17 protein-coding genes and 1 pseudogene are annotated in these 16261 nt (G+C 41.9%); 3 read left to right on the forward strand and 15 right to left on the reverse strand.

Annotated elements, in window-relative coordinates; all coding sequences use genetic code 11:
• Positions 1–26 precede the first annotated feature (26 nt).
• The gene (locus tag B3Q63_RS09450) at positions 27–344 is read left to right on the forward strand and encodes a barstar family protein (protein WP_238036222.1); all 318 of its coding nucleotides are present in this window, start codon (positions 27–29) and stop codon (positions 342–344) included.
• Positions 345–498: 154 nt separating this feature from the next.
• Here B3Q63_RS09450 and B3Q63_RS09455 read toward each other — a convergent pair whose 3' ends face one another.
• The 15 genes and pseudogenes from B3Q63_RS09455 to B3Q63_RS09525 form a co-directional block, all read right to left on the reverse strand.
• Complete coding sequence (locus B3Q63_RS09455) at positions 499–927, reverse strand: hypothetical protein (RefSeq protein ID WP_296176025.1); 429 nt, start codon at positions 925–927, stop codon at positions 499–501.
• A gap of 225 nt (positions 928–1152) precedes the next feature.
• The gene (locus B3Q63_RS09460) at positions 1153–1851 is read right to left on the reverse strand and encodes a VIT1/CCC1 transporter family protein (RefSeq protein ID WP_296176027.1); all 699 of its coding nucleotides are present in this window, start codon (positions 1849–1851) and stop codon (positions 1153–1155) included.
• Between the two features lie 80 nt (positions 1852–1931).
• Positions 1932–2465 (reverse strand): ferric reductase-like protein, encoded by a 534-nt coding sequence (locus B3Q63_RS09465; RefSeq protein ID WP_296176029.1) that lies wholly within the window; start codon positions 2463–2465, stop codon positions 1932–1934.
• Between the two features lie 234 nt (positions 2466–2699).
• Complete coding sequence (locus B3Q63_RS09470; protein WP_296176031.1) at positions 2700–3803, reverse strand: FAD:protein FMN transferase; 1104 nt, start codon at positions 3801–3803, stop codon at positions 2700–2702.
• A 53-nt stretch (positions 3804–3856) separates the two neighbouring features.
• Complete coding sequence (locus B3Q63_RS09475) at positions 3857–4183, reverse strand: hypothetical protein (RefSeq protein WP_296176033.1); 327 nt, start codon at positions 4181–4183, stop codon at positions 3857–3859.
• Complete coding sequence (locus B3Q63_RS09480; protein ID WP_296176034.1) at positions 4173–4730, reverse strand: PepSY domain-containing protein; 558 nt, start codon at positions 4728–4730, stop codon at positions 4173–4175. The genes B3Q63_RS09475 and B3Q63_RS09480 overlap by 11 nt, the downstream gene beginning before the upstream one ends.
• Before the next feature lie 82 nt (positions 4731–4812).
• Positions 4813–6267 carry an ATP-binding protein gene (locus tag B3Q63_RS09485; RefSeq protein ID WP_296176035.1) on the reverse strand — a complete coding sequence of 485 codons (1455 nt, stop codon included), beginning with the start codon at positions 6265–6267 and terminating at the stop codon, positions 4813–4815.
• Positions 6268–6328: 61 nt separating this feature from the next.
• Positions 6329–6655, reverse strand: coding sequence for a winged helix-turn-helix domain-containing protein (locus B3Q63_RS09490; protein WP_414706344.1), 327 nt, complete (start codon positions 6653–6655; stop codon positions 6329–6331).
• 69 nt (positions 6656–6724) lie between these two features.
• Positions 6725–7040, reverse strand: a pseudogene (locus tag B3Q63_RS09495) (response regulator); the annotation flags it as partial.
• Positions 7018–7626, reverse strand: coding sequence for a cytochrome b/b6 domain-containing protein (locus B3Q63_RS09500; RefSeq protein WP_296176038.1), 609 nt, complete (start codon positions 7624–7626; stop codon positions 7018–7020). The gene B3Q63_RS09500 and the pseudogene B3Q63_RS09495, both read right to left, overlap by 23 nt.
• Before the next feature lie 282 nt (positions 7627–7908).
• Complete coding sequence (locus tag B3Q63_RS09505; RefSeq protein WP_296176040.1) at positions 7909–8625, reverse strand: PAP2 family lipid A phosphatase; 717 nt, start codon at positions 8623–8625, stop codon at positions 7909–7911.
• Positions 8622–9029 carry a diacylglycerol kinase gene (locus tag B3Q63_RS09510; RefSeq protein ID WP_296176275.1) on the reverse strand — a complete coding sequence of 136 codons (408 nt, stop codon included), beginning with the start codon at positions 9027–9029 and terminating at the stop codon, positions 8622–8624. The genes B3Q63_RS09505 and B3Q63_RS09510 overlap by 4 nt, the downstream gene beginning before the upstream one ends.
• A gap of 198 nt (positions 9030–9227) precedes the next feature.
• A complete protein-coding gene (locus B3Q63_RS09515) occupies positions 9228–10541 on the reverse strand; it encodes a sensor histidine kinase (protein ID WP_296176277.1) in 1314 nt (437 codons plus the stop codon).
• 123 nt (positions 10542–10664) lie between these two features.
• A complete protein-coding gene (locus tag B3Q63_RS09520) occupies positions 10665–11351 on the reverse strand; it encodes a response regulator transcription factor (RefSeq protein WP_192529286.1) in 687 nt (228 codons plus the stop codon).
• Positions 11352–11425: 74 nt separating this feature from the next.
• Complete coding sequence (locus B3Q63_RS09525) at positions 11426–13165, reverse strand: phosphoethanolamine transferase (RefSeq protein ID WP_296176047.1); 1740 nt, start codon at positions 13163–13165, stop codon at positions 11426–11428.
• Between the two features lie 244 nt (positions 13166–13409).
• Between B3Q63_RS09525 and B3Q63_RS09530 the strand changes: the two genes are divergently transcribed.
• Both B3Q63_RS09530 and B3Q63_RS09535 read left to right on the forward strand, forming a co-directional pair.
• Complete coding sequence (locus tag B3Q63_RS09530; protein ID WP_296176049.1) at positions 13410–14297, forward strand: ABC transporter ATP-binding protein; 888 nt, start codon at positions 13410–13412, stop codon at positions 14295–14297.
• A gap of 96 nt (positions 14298–14393) precedes the next feature.
• On the forward strand, positions 14394–16076 hold the full coding sequence (locus B3Q63_RS09535; RefSeq protein ID WP_296176050.1) for an ABC transporter permease subunit: 1683 nt from the start codon (positions 14394–14396) through the stop codon (positions 16074–16076).
• Positions 16077–16261: the final 185 nt, after the last annotated feature.

The raw sequence follows: 16261 nt of genomic DNA on the forward strand, positions 1-16261 counted from the left end.
GTATACTTAAAAAATGGTGATAATATATGGAAATGGTTATAGATTTTAAAGATGTTGATACAGTTGATAAAATGCATAAAGAATTGAAGCAAGCTTTTGGCTTTCCAGATTTTTATGGAGCAAATTTCAATGCTCTGATTGATTGTTTGGGTGATATACGTTATCCAGAATACGGCATGTCAGAGGTCACTATAGGAGAAAATGAAATATTGAGTCTAACGATTAAAAACTTTCCTTATAATGATGAGTTGATTATTAATAATTTTTTTTATGCTATTAAATGCGTAAACGATAAATCTATTCTCAATGAAGAAAGCCCTTCTATACATTTGATACTAATTTAGGTCAACTAATAAGTGACCCCTATCGTTGATCTCGTAGAAAACAACTTGAAAGATTTTAATCGCACCTCTTAATTATAATGAACTACTCCAACGATTTCGTAGTCATTAAGTTTATATCTAACACTAGCAGTTAGGTTCCTGTATAGCGCACCGATCACGAATTGATGACAGCTAAAGCTTTTTCACTTTCAGGTTCTAATGCTAGAAGCGTAGCAGCATAATACTTCTTTTGATCTTCAGTCAGCACAATTTCAGGGGGTTCACCTAAATCCATAATAGCATTTAGTATAGAAGTATCCTTTGGATCTAATTCATGAGCTTTGATAAAATAAAACAAGGCAGATAGTCTAGCACCATCTACATAATGTAGATAAATCATGCATAAGTCACCTAATTGACCATACCAAAAAGAAGTATGTTTTTTCCTTGCAATCTCATCTAAAAGGGTTATCAGATAAACCCCATAGTCATCAGCATTGTATATCATGAATGTTGTTAAACTATCCTGATCCTCACCCAATGCCGTAATGTAATCTAGAATTTTATTGTGTGGTAGAAAACGTGATAATTTATACCTTTCCATTTTAATTTCCAGTAACTCAGACAGTTTCTGTAACTCCATTACGAGTAATAGCGCTTATACTAAATAAAAATCCAAAAGTTCACTGCATGTATACTATGAAGTACACTGTAGTTATCTCAGAAAGTTAAAACATTGCTACCATTAGCCCACAGCCCAAGTTTCAATTCCTCACTAGGGAACCTCTCTTTGCTTGTATAAGAGAGGTTATAGTAAAGAAGACAGAAGTTAAACCGCGACACCAAACAACCCGCCGATAAATGAGGTTGCCAGCATAGCTAGTACACCCCATATTACCACCCGAGCAGTAGCAGGAATGATAGGGGCACCGCCCAAGCGTGCAGATACCACCCCAAGTAAAATTAAACCTACGACAGTCAACGAGGCCAACGACCATACTAATGTCTCTGCTGGCAATAGTAGAATACCCATAACAGGGACGATAGCGCCTACTATGAATGATAGGGCAGAGGCAATGGAGGCTTGAAGTGGCTTGGCGGTACTTATGTCAGTTAAGCCAATCTCATCACGCGCATGGGCTTCTAGGGCATCGTGGTCAGTCAAAGCCACGGCAACTTGATGGGCTAAGTCTTGCTCAAGTCCACGCTGCTCATAAATTCTTGTCAGCTCAAGAAGCTCGCGCTCAGAGTTATGCGTTAACTCATGATGCTCTTTTGCCAAGTCCGCTTTTTCAGTATCTGCCTGTGATGACACGGAAATATACTCACCCGCTGCCATTGATAAAGCACCCGCAGTCAATGACGCAAGCCCCGTCAGTAGTAAAGTCTGGCTATTGGCGTTTGCCGCAGCAATACCAACCAATAAGCTGGCGGTAGAAATCAATCCATCATTTGCACCGAGAACGGCTGCTCTGAGCCACTGGCTACGGTTGCTTAAATGCACTTCATCATGAATAGAAAGGGACATAAATAACCTCAAAAATAACTAAGCAAGAATAATGAACCAAGGATATAGTATTACAGTTTACCCTGTAAATTGCCCAGAGATTAGCTAACTTGCCTTAACGCATATAAACGATAGGCAATCAGTACAAAGACCACTGTCTGACTAGCGGCATAAAACAATAATAGCGCTAGCAGTCGGCTATCAGAGCCCACCATAAACACATGGATACTAATGCCCATATAAGCTAAAAAGGTTAAAAAATGCAACCATCGCCATGCTGATTGACCCAGGTGTTTTTTAAGGTAGAAGCTAAACGCGCTGATGAATAAAAACCAAAATCCCAATTGTCCTAATGCGACACCGATACGGTCAGTCTGAAACCCAAGCGGTAATAATACCTGCCAAATATTCAGATTCATATAGTTATCAGCCAATAGAATAACCGCATGAAAAGTAGCAAAGCCTACGGCGAGCAAGCTTAAATATTGATGTAATGCAAATACTTTTGCCGCATTAAAATACCGACATAGGCGCGTACTGAGCAACAAACCAAAAACAATTGCCAACCAAAATAAAGCATACGCAATCACACCACTTGCGCGCGACAAATACCAAAAGTGCTTGTCTGTGGTCATAAGGATTTGCGATAGGCTTTCTCCCCACAACGAAAAGACATAAACGCCACCGACTATGCCAGCACTTAAAATAAATACTGTCTATAGCGCCTGAAAGACTGTCTTAGTTAATTTAACTATCAAGTGATTGCTAGAATCAGGGTGAGAGTCAGTATGCATGGCTATTCTCCAATCAAGGTAACAACTTAAGATAGTAAAACCTTAAATAGTAACGACTTAAATATTTTTTATAGATTAAATGGCAATTAAGTTTGGATGAATGGCGGGTGAAGCCATGACCTTATAATCAGTATTGACTAATACGGCGGCAATATGCTGTTCGGACAGCCATTGCAGCGCTTTTTTCGCGCCTAGGATGACACAATATTTGGCATATACCTCTGCGGTCAGCGTATCATCAGCAAGTATGGTGGCACTTAAAACGTCACTTTTTGCAGGGCAAGCATAATAAGGGTGTATCAAGTGATGTTGCCAATGGCCTTTATGCCACCAACGGCGATAGTCTTGACCTGAGGTTGCAACAGCGCCCGCACTGATATGAATAATGGCAATATCTTCTTCATCTTGAACCTGCTGGCTATCAGCAATATAGGGTTTGGCGATAGCAATGGCCCATGTAATAGGTTTGGCAAATTTTTGCTCATTTGGCACACCAATCGCTATGTCGCCTCCCATATCAATTAAGCAAGGCAATTGCCAGTCAGAGCGTTGACTGATGTATTCGGCCAATTGCATCGCGCACCATCCTTTGACATAACCATTTAAATCGAGAGCTGTGCCAGTCGGGAGAAATACTTTGCGCTGTCCATGAGCTGACGTGCGAAGCTTGATATTTTTTATGGATTGATTGGCAGCGTCGTTTTTAGAAGCATCAGAAGTATCTTGCAAAGTCGGCTGAGCAGTTTGCACAGACGGCGTCGGTTGTTTTGCTAAGGTCTCAAATGAGTGTTTATAGCCAATATCCCACAGGGTGTTTAGTAATGTTGGGGTGACTAAGCCTTGGGTCTTTGGCACAAAAGCAATGGCACTTTCTAAAACTGCAAACAATTCTGGGCTGATATCTGTCCATTGATTGGTATGACTATTGAGTCTCATCAGCTCGCTGGTGTTATCAAAACGACTGAATATATGCTCCCACTGCAGCAGTTTTTCTTCTACATAAACTTTAACCAAAGCGATTTTTTGGTCAATTTTTTGGTCTATCTCTTGGTCTGTGTTGCCTTGCGTTTGCTGCAAGCTTAATTGCGTAATATTTAGACTGGTTTGGACGTGACAACCCATCGCCGGCAACATAAAGGTCGCTAGTTGTGGCGTGCTGCTGTTGGTGTTTGCTTGCATAAGAAGTCCTTAGTTGCACGATTGGTCATCATTTTAAGCCCATCATTTTTTATTTATCGAGAAGAGCGGGTACGAGCGACAACCGCTATCGCTTCAACCGCTGGGCGTTCTACTTTATTCACTTGTCTTAATTGCGTGATATCAACGCCACTTGGGGTTTGAGCCACTATGACGTTAGGGTTTGAGATGCTAGTGCTGACAGGAATAGCGGTGCTGGCAGGTAAACTATCGGCTTCTTGATCAAGTAATATGAGCCAACCTGCCATGGTGCCAACGACCGAGACGATGAGAATGCTATTTTTAAACGTCGCAATAGGATCGGCTTTTTTCAGGTTTTTATGAGTGGCTTTAGTAGTAGGTACTTTAGAATTAATCATCATAGTCATCCTCATCGTTATCATGTTTATAGCTCGTAGCAATCAGACGCTCGCTCTCTTTATCGTATTTATCCTTATGCTTTTTCTTATGGTGTTCCACCTCATCATTATCGTGGTCTTCGTATTTATCTTCGTCATCGTCATCATCATAATCAGAATAGTCGCTATCAATAAGAGCGCCACTGGTGTTAACAGGGTTCAAGATAGAGCCGAGATTGGCATCAATATAAGTGGTGTTGGTATCTAAGCGCACCTCATAGGCGACGGCACCGTTGTAGTTAACCAGCTCTGGAGTCGCTTGTAGGGTTGCATTAGGAAGGTTCTGCTTGGCTAAGGCGATTGCTTGGTCGCTTGTAAGCATCGCAGCCGATAGCGGCTCAATAGCAGTGTTCTGTTTAACAGCAGCAGTCAGCTGATTGGTAATATTTGCCGCTGATAAGACATCAGTAGAATCTGATGATGCTGTCGTTAATGCGATAACACCGCCAAAGAAGACCAGTGAAGAGGCACCGATAGTCAATAGCAAGGGTTTTAATAATGGCAGGCTCATCAGTTGTACTCCGTATGAAATCATGAGGGAATACAAGTAGCATACGCGGTGAAGATTAACTCAAACTTAAGACAAGGCGGCTTTATTTACTGATAGTGACCATAAAGCCGGTTTCTGGAGAAGGGCGGTTGGCAAATGCTAAGTTCAGGTTATGTAGCTCGACAATCCGATTTGCAATAGATAGACCTAAGCCGCTGCCCATTTGGCTTTGACCGGCTGGTCGATAAAAGCGTTCGCTGAGCCGTGCTAACTGCTCAGGTGCGACGCCATTGCCATTATCGAGCACTCGGATAGCATTTATATCTAGCTGTAATTCCACCAAAGCGCCTTCTGGGCAATAATGAATGGCATTCTCTAAGAGGTTGCGAATTAATAATTTGAATAAGGTGGGGTTTACCAGAATAGGTAAAATGTCGGTAGGATGGTCACACAGCACCGTGCGTTTGAGTTGGATATGTTTTTCCCGTGCCAGCCGATTAACCTCGCTAAGCACTTCGTCGGTTAAAGCTAGCCAATCAGGTTTTTCTAATTGTTCAGCTGGCAGATGCTGCTGCGGCTCTATTTTTGCTAACGTCAAAAGTTGCTCAACCAAGTGGTTGGCGCGCTCAATACCCTCACTGATTTTTTGAGTGTGATAGAACAGTTGGCTATCGTCCTCTATCTCTGACAATTGCAGTAATTGCTGTTGTAACAAATCCGCTTGTAACTTTAAGGCGGCAAGCGGACTTCGTAGCTCATGTGACGCATCAGCCGTAAAGCGTTGCTCACGCGCTAAAGTGTCAGCTACTTTTACAAATAACACGTTTAAGGCGCTGACCAAAGGCTGAATCTCTTTAGGGACATCTGCTGTGATGGGGCTGTCATCTTGTGGCTGACGTTGTTCAAGCTCGGCGCTGACCTCTGTTAAAGGTTTAAAGCCACGGCGAATGAGTAGAACGACAAGACCCATGAACGCCAGCAACCCAATCAACATAGGCAGTAGCTGCACCGACATAGTCTCAACAATCATTTTTTGGCGAGAATCAAGGTTTTGACCAACCGCAATCACGCGGCTTTCGTGCTTATCAGAATGTTCATCGTGAATATAAAACAAGCGCCATTGATGGTTAAAAGGGTTTAAGCGCTGATAGGCATGATGATGGTCTTCTAAAAAGCCATGTTGATCGGGGAGAAATTTAAATGACTGCCCATTTTCGTCCGCCATGAGCAGCCGACCGTCTTTATTCCAGATGGCGAACCCCATGTAATCATCTTCAGCCTCGCCAAGATCACCGGATAGCTGCTTACTTTTTAAGTGATATATTTTGGCAGCGCGTGACTGTTTCTTATGGTCATCATTACCATCGTCATCGTCGTCATCATGTTCCTCGTCAGCAGATACCCCGATTAAGTAACGGGCGACTTGCGTGATTTGGGTGTCATTCATCTCATTGATTTCATGCCACAGTCGCCAAGCGATAAAGCTGGAGGTGAGTAACCAAAGCAAAGGCAGTCCAATCAATAAGGACGTCAGTAGTCGTTGTTGGATACTTTTCATAGGCTCACAGGGCAAAAGGTGATGAAGGATTTTATGATTTTAAGTTTAAGCTTTTAAATCACTATAGATGATTGTAGGTGGGATTTAAATAATAACCCACCCCACGTTTGGTTAAAATAAAATCATTGCCAAGCTTTTTGCGTAAATGATGAATATGTACTTCAATGGCATTGCTTTCGATATCTTGTCGCCATCCATAAAGCTTGTCCTCTAAGCTTGCCCGACTGTGAATCTGCTTAGGATGCGTCAGCATTTGCTCTAGTATCGCCACCTCTTTAATCGTAAGCTCAATAAGATTGCCTTGATGGTAGAGTTGTTGGCTATGAGGCTGATAAGTCACGTTACCGTAGCGAATTTCAGGTTGGCTACGTCCTTGGCTGCGCCGCATCAGTGCTTGCAGACGAGCGATAACTTCATCCAAGGCAAAGGGTTTAATCAAATAGTCATCAGCCCCTGCATTGAGTCCAGCCACGCGATTGGCGATGGCATCGCGAGCAGTGATGATTAATACAGGGGTGTCTATCTGTTTGCCGCGCCAGTTTTTTAATACCGTCGCCTTGCGGCAAGCTTAAATCTAACAGAACCGCATCAAACATATTATCTTGTAATGCCAGCTCACCTTGCTTTGCATTATCGAACCAATCGACCATCATGCCATGACTTTTTAAACCCAGAATAATACCGTCGGCGATAGTACTATCGTCTTCTATGAGTAATATACGTGCCATATGCCATGCTCCATCATTTTGCTTATTCTGATTTAGAGGGTTCATCTACTATGGTTTTATTACCAGTAATCATGGCTTTAATCAGATTCTGTCGTTGCCAGTAACTCATGACAAGCGCCGCGATAACGTGTAGAGGAACCAATAGATACAAGCTATTTGCTAATAATTCATGCACCTCTTCAAGAAAATCTTCGTTACCCATCATTCCTGATTCCATCAGATAGCCTGTGATTCCAAGCCCTATAATCGCCGCCCATAATGATAGCATCATAATAGCGGCTAATGGATTATGACCAAGATGCTGCTTATCGGTACGACGGACGCTTAATGCTGATAAATGGCGCTTGATACGTAAAGGAGTAGGAAAGAAACTGCTAAATCGAGCATAGCGTGTGCCTACAAAGCCCCATAATAGACGTATGACAACTAACCCAACGACAGTATATCCAACGTATGCGTGCAGATCGCTACCGTCCTCTGTAAACAATAGGTTTGCAATAACACCAATAGCGACTGCCCAATGGGTGATTCTGACAAGGATATCCCAAACTCTTACTTGCTTCGTTTTAGACGGTTGTGAAAAGGGTTTACTTGCGTCGTTGGTTATACCGCTATGATTGTTTTGGCCCATCATTATACCCCGCTTAGTAGTCAGTTTATTTGCTGGCGATAACACGCTATTAAAATAAACGTGTCTATCGCGATGAGGCTAGATTTATTGTAAATAGCCTTTGTTAGCACTATTAAAACAAACCAACCTTAAGCTGAGCTTAGAGGGCAATAGAAACTTGAGTGATAAGAGATAGTAATAAAAGGGAGTATTTGATGGCGGGTATAAGGAGTAATAGTTTGCGTCGCCAGAATTTATTGACTTTAATTGAATGCGTTTTAAGAAACTATCTTAGTCTGGGAATTAATGAGTATTAGACCTTTTAAAAAATATGCTGGCAAGCGCGCAGGCTATCGTCAATGACAATAGCATCGACACTAAGGTATGACTGAAAAAATGGTCGCCAAAGAGCATTTTGTAAAGTCCCATTGTCCAGCCTAAAACTGTGACCGCTGCAAATATTCTATAGCGATACTTATGCAGAGTAGGTAAAAATGCTAATCCATATAAAGAAAACCCTGCACTTGCATGCGCGGCTGGGAAGCACTTGGCTGGCGTATTCGCAACCATATTTTGCCAAAGGTTAAGATAGGGCAGCTCACCACCAAACAGCGTCAAATGATTGGGGCAGCTAACATGGGTGACACCTTTTAATAAGGCAATGCTAGTGGGTACTAAGATAATAATAGTTAGTAGATAACAGATTTCCCGAGCTGATAGGGGAATCATCAATCTATGAGGTTTTACGATATTTAGTGACAGGTTTGCATCGACAGGTTGTCTGTATTTAATGATTAACACAATCAGCAAATAAATCGCCAATATAATTAACAAAGCTTTGGGTCCATCATAAAAAATAAAGGCATAAGGCTGAGCGCCTTTTTCTAAAAGCCAATGTCCATTTACGTAAAAGAGCTCATTAATACGCACATCTAACGCGCTATGCTCAAATGTTAGCGCTGCAATAATGGTTAAACACAGTAGCTTTAACCAGACCCAATTAGCTGAATAGGCTTTCAAAGTACCACACTCATTAACGCCATTGACCATAAGACAAATAACAGCAGTAACGCCAAAAATTGCGCCGCCGAACCGACATCTTTGGCTATTTTAGCCAATGGATGCTTTGCAGTTGACGTATGGTCAACACTGGCTTCAATACCGGTATTAATAAGCTCGACAATCAAAGATAAAAACGAGGCGATGACTAGCATCATCTTGATACTGGTGCCAAAAGGCATAAATATAATGACAGTGAATAAGATTAGATTGAGCCATAGCACTTGTCTAAACGCTGCTTCAAATTTATAAGCCGCTTTAAATCCATCTAAGGAATACCCTGCGGCGTTAACGATACGAGAAAGCCCTTTTTTACCTTTTGCATGACTGGCAAAGCTATCCGCTACAATGAAAGTATCAGGCATTTCTGAGTTTTTAGAATGGGAGTTTGTTTGATTGTTACTGATATGAATGGGGTTGACTTGGTTCATATTGGATTCTTAATAGTCTATTAAAATCAGTGCATACGGTAGATTTCGAACCATTTAAAAAGAGTAAATGGAACCAGTGAGCACTGAGTATAAAATAGGGCGTATTAAGAAAGCGTTAAGCTTTATAGACAACTATTGATAATAAATACTAAAGGTACTGCCGCCTGTAGTATTGGCTTGGTGGGTTAGCTTCCAGCCCATATGCGTCATAATGCGTTGCACAATACTTAGCCCTAAACCTGTGCCTTCAATCTTATCCGACTGCTTATCATTATGCGGTAACTCTAAACGCTCAAATCTCTCATATAGCAATGGCATCATGGCTTCAGGAATGCCAAGACCTGTATCGGTGACGGTGATTTTTTCAGCATCGATACTGATAATAACTTCCCCTTCGTCGGTGTATTGAAAGGCATTTTTTATCAAGTTTCCTAGTGCCATTTTTAGCAGTTCAGGTCGTACGTAGGCGAAATATTCTTGTTCAGCGACGACGGTGCACGTGACTGACTTGTAGCGTAATAAATACTTTAAACGCTCAGCTTCATTAACCGCAATATTGTTGATAGACGTTTGCGGTGTGTCCAGCTTTTCAGGTGCTCGAGAGAGTAATAGCAAAGCGGTGATAATCTCAGAGGTTTCTTTGGCGGTATTGCTAATGCGATTGGTGAATTCGCTCAAGTGACTGTCGTCGGCCAATTGCGATGCCAGTACTTCTGATGCGCCCATAATAATGGTCAAGGGCGTGCGCAATTCGTGGCTGACATCACCGGTAAATAATTGCTCACGCTTTAAGTACTGCTCAAGCTTTTGGTTTTTCTCATCAATGGCGCGTGCCAAAACGCCAACCTCGGATGGCAAATGAGTCAATTCGGTTAAATTTTGATGGTCGGTTTCTACGGCTTTTTTTAAGTCTAATAAAGGCTTGGTGATTTGCCTTGAGGACAGCTGAGAGAATATCGCAGCAATCAGTAAACTTAAAATAACAGCAACTTTTAATGCGTTGGCAAATATGTCTTCTAATTGCTCGAATATCGCCAAAACGGGATAGCTTTCCATCACCAACTCACTGTCTTCTAAATAGGTTAAAAGATAGCTGTGATTGTTTTTATGATAGAGGAAAAAATGCAAGTTGGTGTTGATACTGCCTGCTTCGGTATCTACGGTGACCGGCGTTTCTTGCACCGTATCAGTTGCCATGGCTTTTAGATTAGCAGGTGCATTATCATAGTCATAGATTTTGATACCGGGGTTGGCAATATAAACCGGCTGCTCACCTTCTTTTTCCTGACTGAGTGCCAATTGTTGAATCAAGCGTGCTTTGACCAGCTCTTGCTCGAGCTTCATTTCAGCATACATAAAAATACTGACGAAAGTGGCGCAAAGCAATAAGGCAAACAGAAAGTAGGAGATGCGAAATTTATTGGCGATGGAATCGATGCTAAACATTGTCTTTACTAACATGGTATGTACTTCTTAATGACAAGCAGTAGGTAAAACGAGATGAAAGAGTAGCAAGAGCACTCAGAATAGCGTTGAGTCGCTTAATCTTATCAATCTTACGATCGTCTTTTATTCTTTGTCCGGATCGATAATTTGATAACCAATCCCAGGCACAGTCACTATCATCGTTTTATCAAACGGCTTATCGACTTGTGCGCGTACGCTATGCACATGGGTTCGCAGCGCATCGCTACTTGGAATATCCTCACCCCATACTTTTTCTTCTAACTCGTTTTTGCTGACCACTCGCGGCGCCGCGCTCATCAGTATTTGTAATATCTTAAACCCAGTTGGTGTCAGTTTTATAGGTTTGCCCTCACGAACAATCGTGTGTACTTCCGTATTTAAAGACAGTTTGCCGACTGTGATACTGTGCTCAAAATGCCTGTCTTGATGGCGGCGTATCAGGGCTTTTATGCGTGATTCCAATTCAACCAATGAGAAGGGTTTGACCAAATAATCATCCGCGCCACTATCGAAGCCTGCTACTTTATCCGAAATAGTATCGCGAGCAGTCAGCATCAATACGGGCGTTTTATCATGCAGCTCCTCTCTGAGCTTTTTACACAGTTTGGTACCATCCATACCCGGTAGCATGACGTCCAATAAGATAACGTCATAACGGTTATTCGAGGCGAGCGTCAAACCACTAATCCCGTTATGAGCATTGTCCAGCTCAAAGCCCTTGGGCTCAAAAAAAGCGTAAATATTGGCGACAATATCAGGATTGTCTTCAATAACGAGTATCTTGTACATACATGTCTCGTGCATAAATGCCAACAGGGCGCTAATAAAATAGGTTTAAAAGTCTTAAAAAATCCTAAAAAGGTTTAATTGGCAGCCTTAAAAAAAGTCGGTGCGGCAGCTACCTCATCGGTCGTGATACCAAAAAAGCCAAGTAGGGTTGGGGTAATAAAATCATGAGATACGGGCTGCTCAATCATGTTAGCAAGGCTGCTTTTATTGCTGCTAGTGCTGTCGATGCCATTACTCGCAGGTGACCAGACAATCACTGGCACTTGCTTTTGAGCATTTGGCGCCATACTGTACGGCAAGCCATGCAAGTAGATATTGTTTTCACCCAAACTTTCTCCATGATCGCTGATGTATACCATCACCACATCATAATCCTGCTCATAAGCTTTTAGCGTATTGATAACGTTATTCAAAAAATAATCAGTATAACGAATCGCATTATCATAGCCATTGATAATCGACTGACCATCACATTTAGACAGCTCATTGGTCATACAGACGGGTTTAAAAACTTCAAAGGTTTTAGGATAGCGTTTGTAATACTCAGGACCGTGATTGCCCATTTGATGCAATACAATAAGCGTATCTTTTGGCACTGTATTCGAATTTACTGTATCGGGCTTTACTGGTGATGCCTCTGATTTTACCAGTTTATCAAAGCCATTGAGCATACCAATATCACGGCATTCGCCATCGCAATTAGGGTTAAGTTTAGGCGTTTTATAATCCTCAAAAGTCACCCTATCAGCGACGCCTTTAGAGCTAGAGTTGTTGTCGCGCCAAATAACGTTGACGCCTTGTTTATGCAAGGTATCAAGCACGTTTTCATTATAGTCCGCACTACTGGCATCGTAATCCTTTCTATTAGCATAGCTGAACATGCAAGGAACCGAATAAGCGGTAGAGGTGCCGCAAGAGGTCGCATGTTTAAAGCTATAAATATCTGGCTGGCTAGCCAGTAGCGGCATAGTCTCGCGCTCATAACCGTTTAAGCTAACATGGTCAGCGCGAACCGTTTCACCAACGACAAAGACCATCAATTTAGGTTTTGCCGTAGCTGTGCTATTGCTAACGACGGGCATGGTGCGTTTGGCATCTGTTGCATGCAGGATTAAGGTGTCAGGACGACGCAATTCATCGACGTAATCAATGCCAAGTTTGACCACAGAATAAATAGGGGTAATAGGGTTGGTATAACTACGCACCACTTTATGTTGGCGGAAAAAGGTGGCGTATTGGTCGCCAAAGGGTAGTAGGCAGATGGCTATTAATACGATAGAGAGTATCAAAGTAAGCGCTCGTTGCCATAATGCGCGGCGTAAAGGCGTACGCTTGATACGAATGTTAGCAATGATAATAGCTGGCAATACTCCTAATAAAAGAACGCGTACAAAAAAACTCGGTGCCATCAAGCCCATCGCTTCTGCTTGGTCGGTCTGCATGCTATTGACCAGCATACTATGATCAAATATCGTTCCATAGCCATCGGTAAAATAACCACATATTGCAGCTATTAATACCATCGCAATCAGCACTAACTTTGCGATTGGCCGATAACACAATAGTTGCAGCACTAGCCATATCAATCCAAACAGTAAGCCTGTGATAGAAATCATAAAGCCAATATTACTGCTAAAAGGATAAATGCTTAACACTTGCTGAAAAAAGCTCATATTGGCAGTAGCCACCAAATATAGCGCAACGATAATAATCAGATAATTAAGATGAATCTCACGATTAAAGTATCTGCTTATGATGCTTTTTTTGGCATCAGCTTTAGTGGCATTGGTGCTAAGTGCTTGAAGTGTCAACATACACAGACTTCTCAACAGAGTTATAGGGAATATATTCCTTACATTAACAACTAGCCTGTTAAGAAGACGTTAAGGTGACGGGTCAAATAATGGGTTGTTGATATTAAGAAAACAAAAAATGCCAAAACCTTTTACGCGATTTTTTATCATTTTTTTCATCTAAGTGTCATATCTGCTAGATACACTGCTGACCTATCCAAGATAAATAATTAAATTTTAATCATAAGCGATTAGGTGAGTGGATATGTTAGAGCTAAGACACGTTACAAAGAGATATGATGATAAGGTGATATTCGAGGATCTTTCACTCAAAATTAACACGGGTGAGATAGTTTCAATCTTAGGGCCATCCGGCTGTGGCAAGACTACTTTACTGCATATGATTTTGGGCTTAACTGACATTAGCGGCGGCCGCATTGCCTATAACGGCGAAGATATTACCCGCGTCTCTATGAGACAAAGAGGCTTTAATATCGTCTTTCAGGACTATGCCTTATTTCCCAATCTTAATGTCAAACAAAATATCGAATACGGTCTGCGTAACAATCCTAGTATCAGCACACAGCAAGAAGTCGATGAACTGATTGATTTACTCGATATTAAGGCGCACCTAAATAAGCGCATTCATCAACTATCAGGTGGTCAAAAACAACGTGTCGCGCTGGCTCGTACGCTGGTCATGAAACCCAAAATACTACTGTTAGATGAGCCTTTGTCGGCATTAGATGGGGTGATTAAGGAAACCGTCAAAGAGCGCATTCGTGAGATTGCCGTACGCTATCAGCTGACTACTTTAATTGTCACCCATGACCCAGAAGAGGCGATGACGTTATCTGATCGCATCCTACTGCTATCAGATGGCAAAGTGGCGCAATTCGCTGAACCCGCTGAAATCATACACAATCCTGCCAATGATTTCGTCACCAACTTCATTCTAAATCAGCTCAATATCAAACGTCGCAATATCTTAAGCTTATTTGCCGATGGTATATCTGAAGCTGATCCGCTAAGTAAATACACTCAAACCCAAAACTATGGACAGTATGAGGCTGATATTAGCCCCCGTCTTACTGATTCTAAAGCTATCGCTGTCCATGATAAGCAAAAGTCAAAAGATACGGTAAAAGGCTGATTTTGTAGAAGCTGATAGTGACTGAATCGGCAACTGAGAGACTGACTATAGCTGTCATTCAGTAAAAACCTGACCATTTGATTGTTTTGGACGTTTATGAAGCTTAGTAATCCACCCCAAGCAAAAGCCATTTGGCTATTTGTGACGATTTTATTCATCGCTTTTCTGTTTGTACCCTTAGGTAAGATGCTGGCGTTATCATTCAATGTCGGCGATGGCATTGGCTTAGATAACTATAAAAGTATCGCAAGTAGTGATAGCTTTAAACAGGTGATATTTAATAGTTTTTTTGTGGCAACGGTAAGTGCTCTGAGCGCCACCATGCTGGCTTTCATCTTAGCTTATACCGTGCATTGGACTAATTTACCGAAGGGCTTTAAAAAGGTTATTAAAGTTGCCGCCTTATTGCCCATGTTATTGCCAACAGTGACCTATGGCTTTGCCATTATTTATACCTTTGGCAAGCAAGGTTTATTGACGCAAATACTCGGCTTTCAGCTGTTTGAAAATATATACGGCTTTCAAGGAATGTGGCTTGGCTATACCATTTATACCTTACCCATCGCCTTTTTATTACTCAATAACACCTTTCAGTATTTAGACAAAAAATTCGTGATCGTCTCAGAATTAATGGGCGACTCGTCTCTGCGCCAGTTCGATATGACGGTCATTCGCCCGTTGATTGGTACTTTTGCGGCGGCAATGATTCAGTGTTTCTTTTTAGCCTTTACGGATTTTGGTATCCCAGCGTCCATTGGTGGGCAATATAAAGTCATCGCCATTGAGCTTTATACACAAATATTAGGCGCGTCTCCTTCGTTTGAAAAAGGGGCGGTGGTCGCACTGTTTATGCTCATTCCATCGATATTGAGTATTGCCATACTCTGGTATGTCGCGCGCTTTAATATCCGCTACGATTCGGTTGAAAATATCGATCTGCCTTCTTCGAAAATCAAAGATCGAGTATTAGCCGTATTATCGAGCGCTATCTTGTTCTGCTTACTGATGGTTTTTGCGGTGATATTTATCATTCCATGGATAAAGACATGGCCTTATCAAATGCAATTCAGCACGGAAACCGTCAGCAAGGTTTTAGAATCTGCCAATCTCATGCGCGTCTATAAAAACTCACTCATCGTAGCGGTATTGACGGCTATCTTCGGTACCTTAATCACTTACTTTTCAGCACTGTTGTGCGAGCGCTCAGGTTTATTCAAAATCGGTAAATTCAGTATCCAGAGTTCAGCTTTGGTCACCAACACCGTACCAGGGATGGTCGTGGGTATTGCCTATCTCATGATGTTTTCAGGCTCAGCAATTGCCAATACTATTTTTATTATCGTGATAAGCAACATCATTCACTACTTCGCCACCCCTTATCTGATGAGTAAAAACGCACTGGCTAAAATGAACTTAGGCTGGGAGACGACGGCGAGTTTATTGGGTGATTCATGGTTTACGACACTGCGGCGCATTGTGATTCCCAATTCATTTTTTACCTTAATTGAAGTCGCTTCGTTCTACTTTATCAGTGCCATGGTAACGATTAGCGCGGTTATCTTTATTTCTGGTGCCAAAACCATGGTGCTCACCACTAAAATCGTAGAGTTACAGCACTTTGCGCGCTTTGATGAGATTTTTATCTTATCGCTGATGATATTGCTGACTAATATCTGCGCCTTGATACTGTTTGCCATCATTCGTCACCTACATAGCAGACGACTCTACGGGACAACGAAAGCAACGGACGAAACGCTTATTGCGCCAACGACGGCTTAAGCATAGTTATAGGCAGTTCAAAATAAAAGGGATACGTTAAAAATTGCGTTCTGCTGGTATAAATTTTTCTTGCTTGCTGTGCGCTTTACACCCCAGAGGCTTCAAAAAATTCATCCCAGCAGTACTGTGTTCTTTTTAAATTGAAACGACTATAGCAATTAATAGCTAATCGCTATCGAACATAT

Source organism: Psychrobacter sp. UBA2769, assembly GCF_002352555.1.
Classification (GTDB): domain Bacteria; phylum Pseudomonadota; class Gammaproteobacteria; order Pseudomonadales; family Moraxellaceae; genus Psychrobacter; species Psychrobacter maritimus.

Bases quoted from the DNA above. Each gene is read 5' to 3' on its own strand.
- B3Q63_RS09450 (WP_238036222.1), top strand. From the start codon at position 27: ATGGAAATGGTTATAGATTTTAAAGATGTTGATACAGTTGATAAAATG.
- B3Q63_RS09455 (WP_296176025.1), bottom strand. From the start codon at position 927: ATGGAAAGGTATAAATTATCACGTTTTCTACCACACAATAAAATTCTA.
- B3Q63_RS09460 (WP_296176027.1), bottom strand. From the start codon at position 1,851: ATGTCCCTTTCTATTCATGATGAAGTGCATTTAAGCAACCGTAGCCAG.
- B3Q63_RS09465 (WP_296176029.1), bottom strand. From the start codon at position 2,465: ATGACCACAGACAAGCACTTTTGGTATTTGTCGCGCGCAAGTGGTGTG.
- B3Q63_RS09470 (WP_296176031.1), bottom strand. From the start codon at position 3,803: ATGCAAGCAAACACCAACAGCAGCACGCCACAACTAGCGACCTTTATG.
- B3Q63_RS09475 (WP_296176033.1), bottom strand. From the start codon at position 4,183: ATGATGATTAATTCTAAAGTACCTACTACTAAAGCCACTCATAAAAAC.
- B3Q63_RS09480 (WP_296176034.1), bottom strand. From the start codon at position 4,730: ATGAGCCTGCCATTATTAAAACCCTTGCTATTGACTATCGGTGCCTCT.
- B3Q63_RS09485 (WP_296176035.1), bottom strand. From the start codon at position 6,267: ATGAAAAGTATCCAACAACGACTACTGACGTCCTTATTGATTGGACTG.
- B3Q63_RS09490 (WP_414706344.1), bottom strand. From the start codon at position 6,655: ATGCGGCGCAGCCAAGGACGTAGCCAACCTGAAATTCGCTACGGTAAC.
- B3Q63_RS09500 (WP_296176038.1), bottom strand. From the start codon at position 7,626: ATGGGCCAAAACAATCATAGCGGTATAACCAACGACGCAAGTAAACCC.
- B3Q63_RS09510 (WP_296176275.1), bottom strand. From the start codon at position 9,029: ATGCCTGATACTTTCATTGTAGCGGATAGCTTTGCCAGTCATGCAAAA.
- B3Q63_RS09515 (WP_296176277.1), bottom strand. From the start codon at position 10,541: ATGTTTAGCATCGATTCCATCGCCAATAAATTTCGCATCTCCTACTTT.
- B3Q63_RS09520 (WP_192529286.1), bottom strand. From the start codon at position 11,351: ATGTACAAGATACTCGTTATTGAAGACAATCCTGATATTGTCGCCAAT.
- B3Q63_RS09525 (WP_296176047.1), bottom strand. From the start codon at position 13,165: ATGTTGACACTTCAAGCACTTAGCACCAATGCCACTAAAGCTGATGCC.
- B3Q63_RS09530 (WP_296176049.1), top strand. From the start codon at position 13,410: ATGTTAGAGCTAAGACACGTTACAAAGAGATATGATGATAAGGTGATA.
- B3Q63_RS09535 (WP_296176050.1), top strand. From the start codon at position 14,394: ATGAAGCTTAGTAATCCACCCCAAGCAAAAGCCATTTGGCTATTTGTG.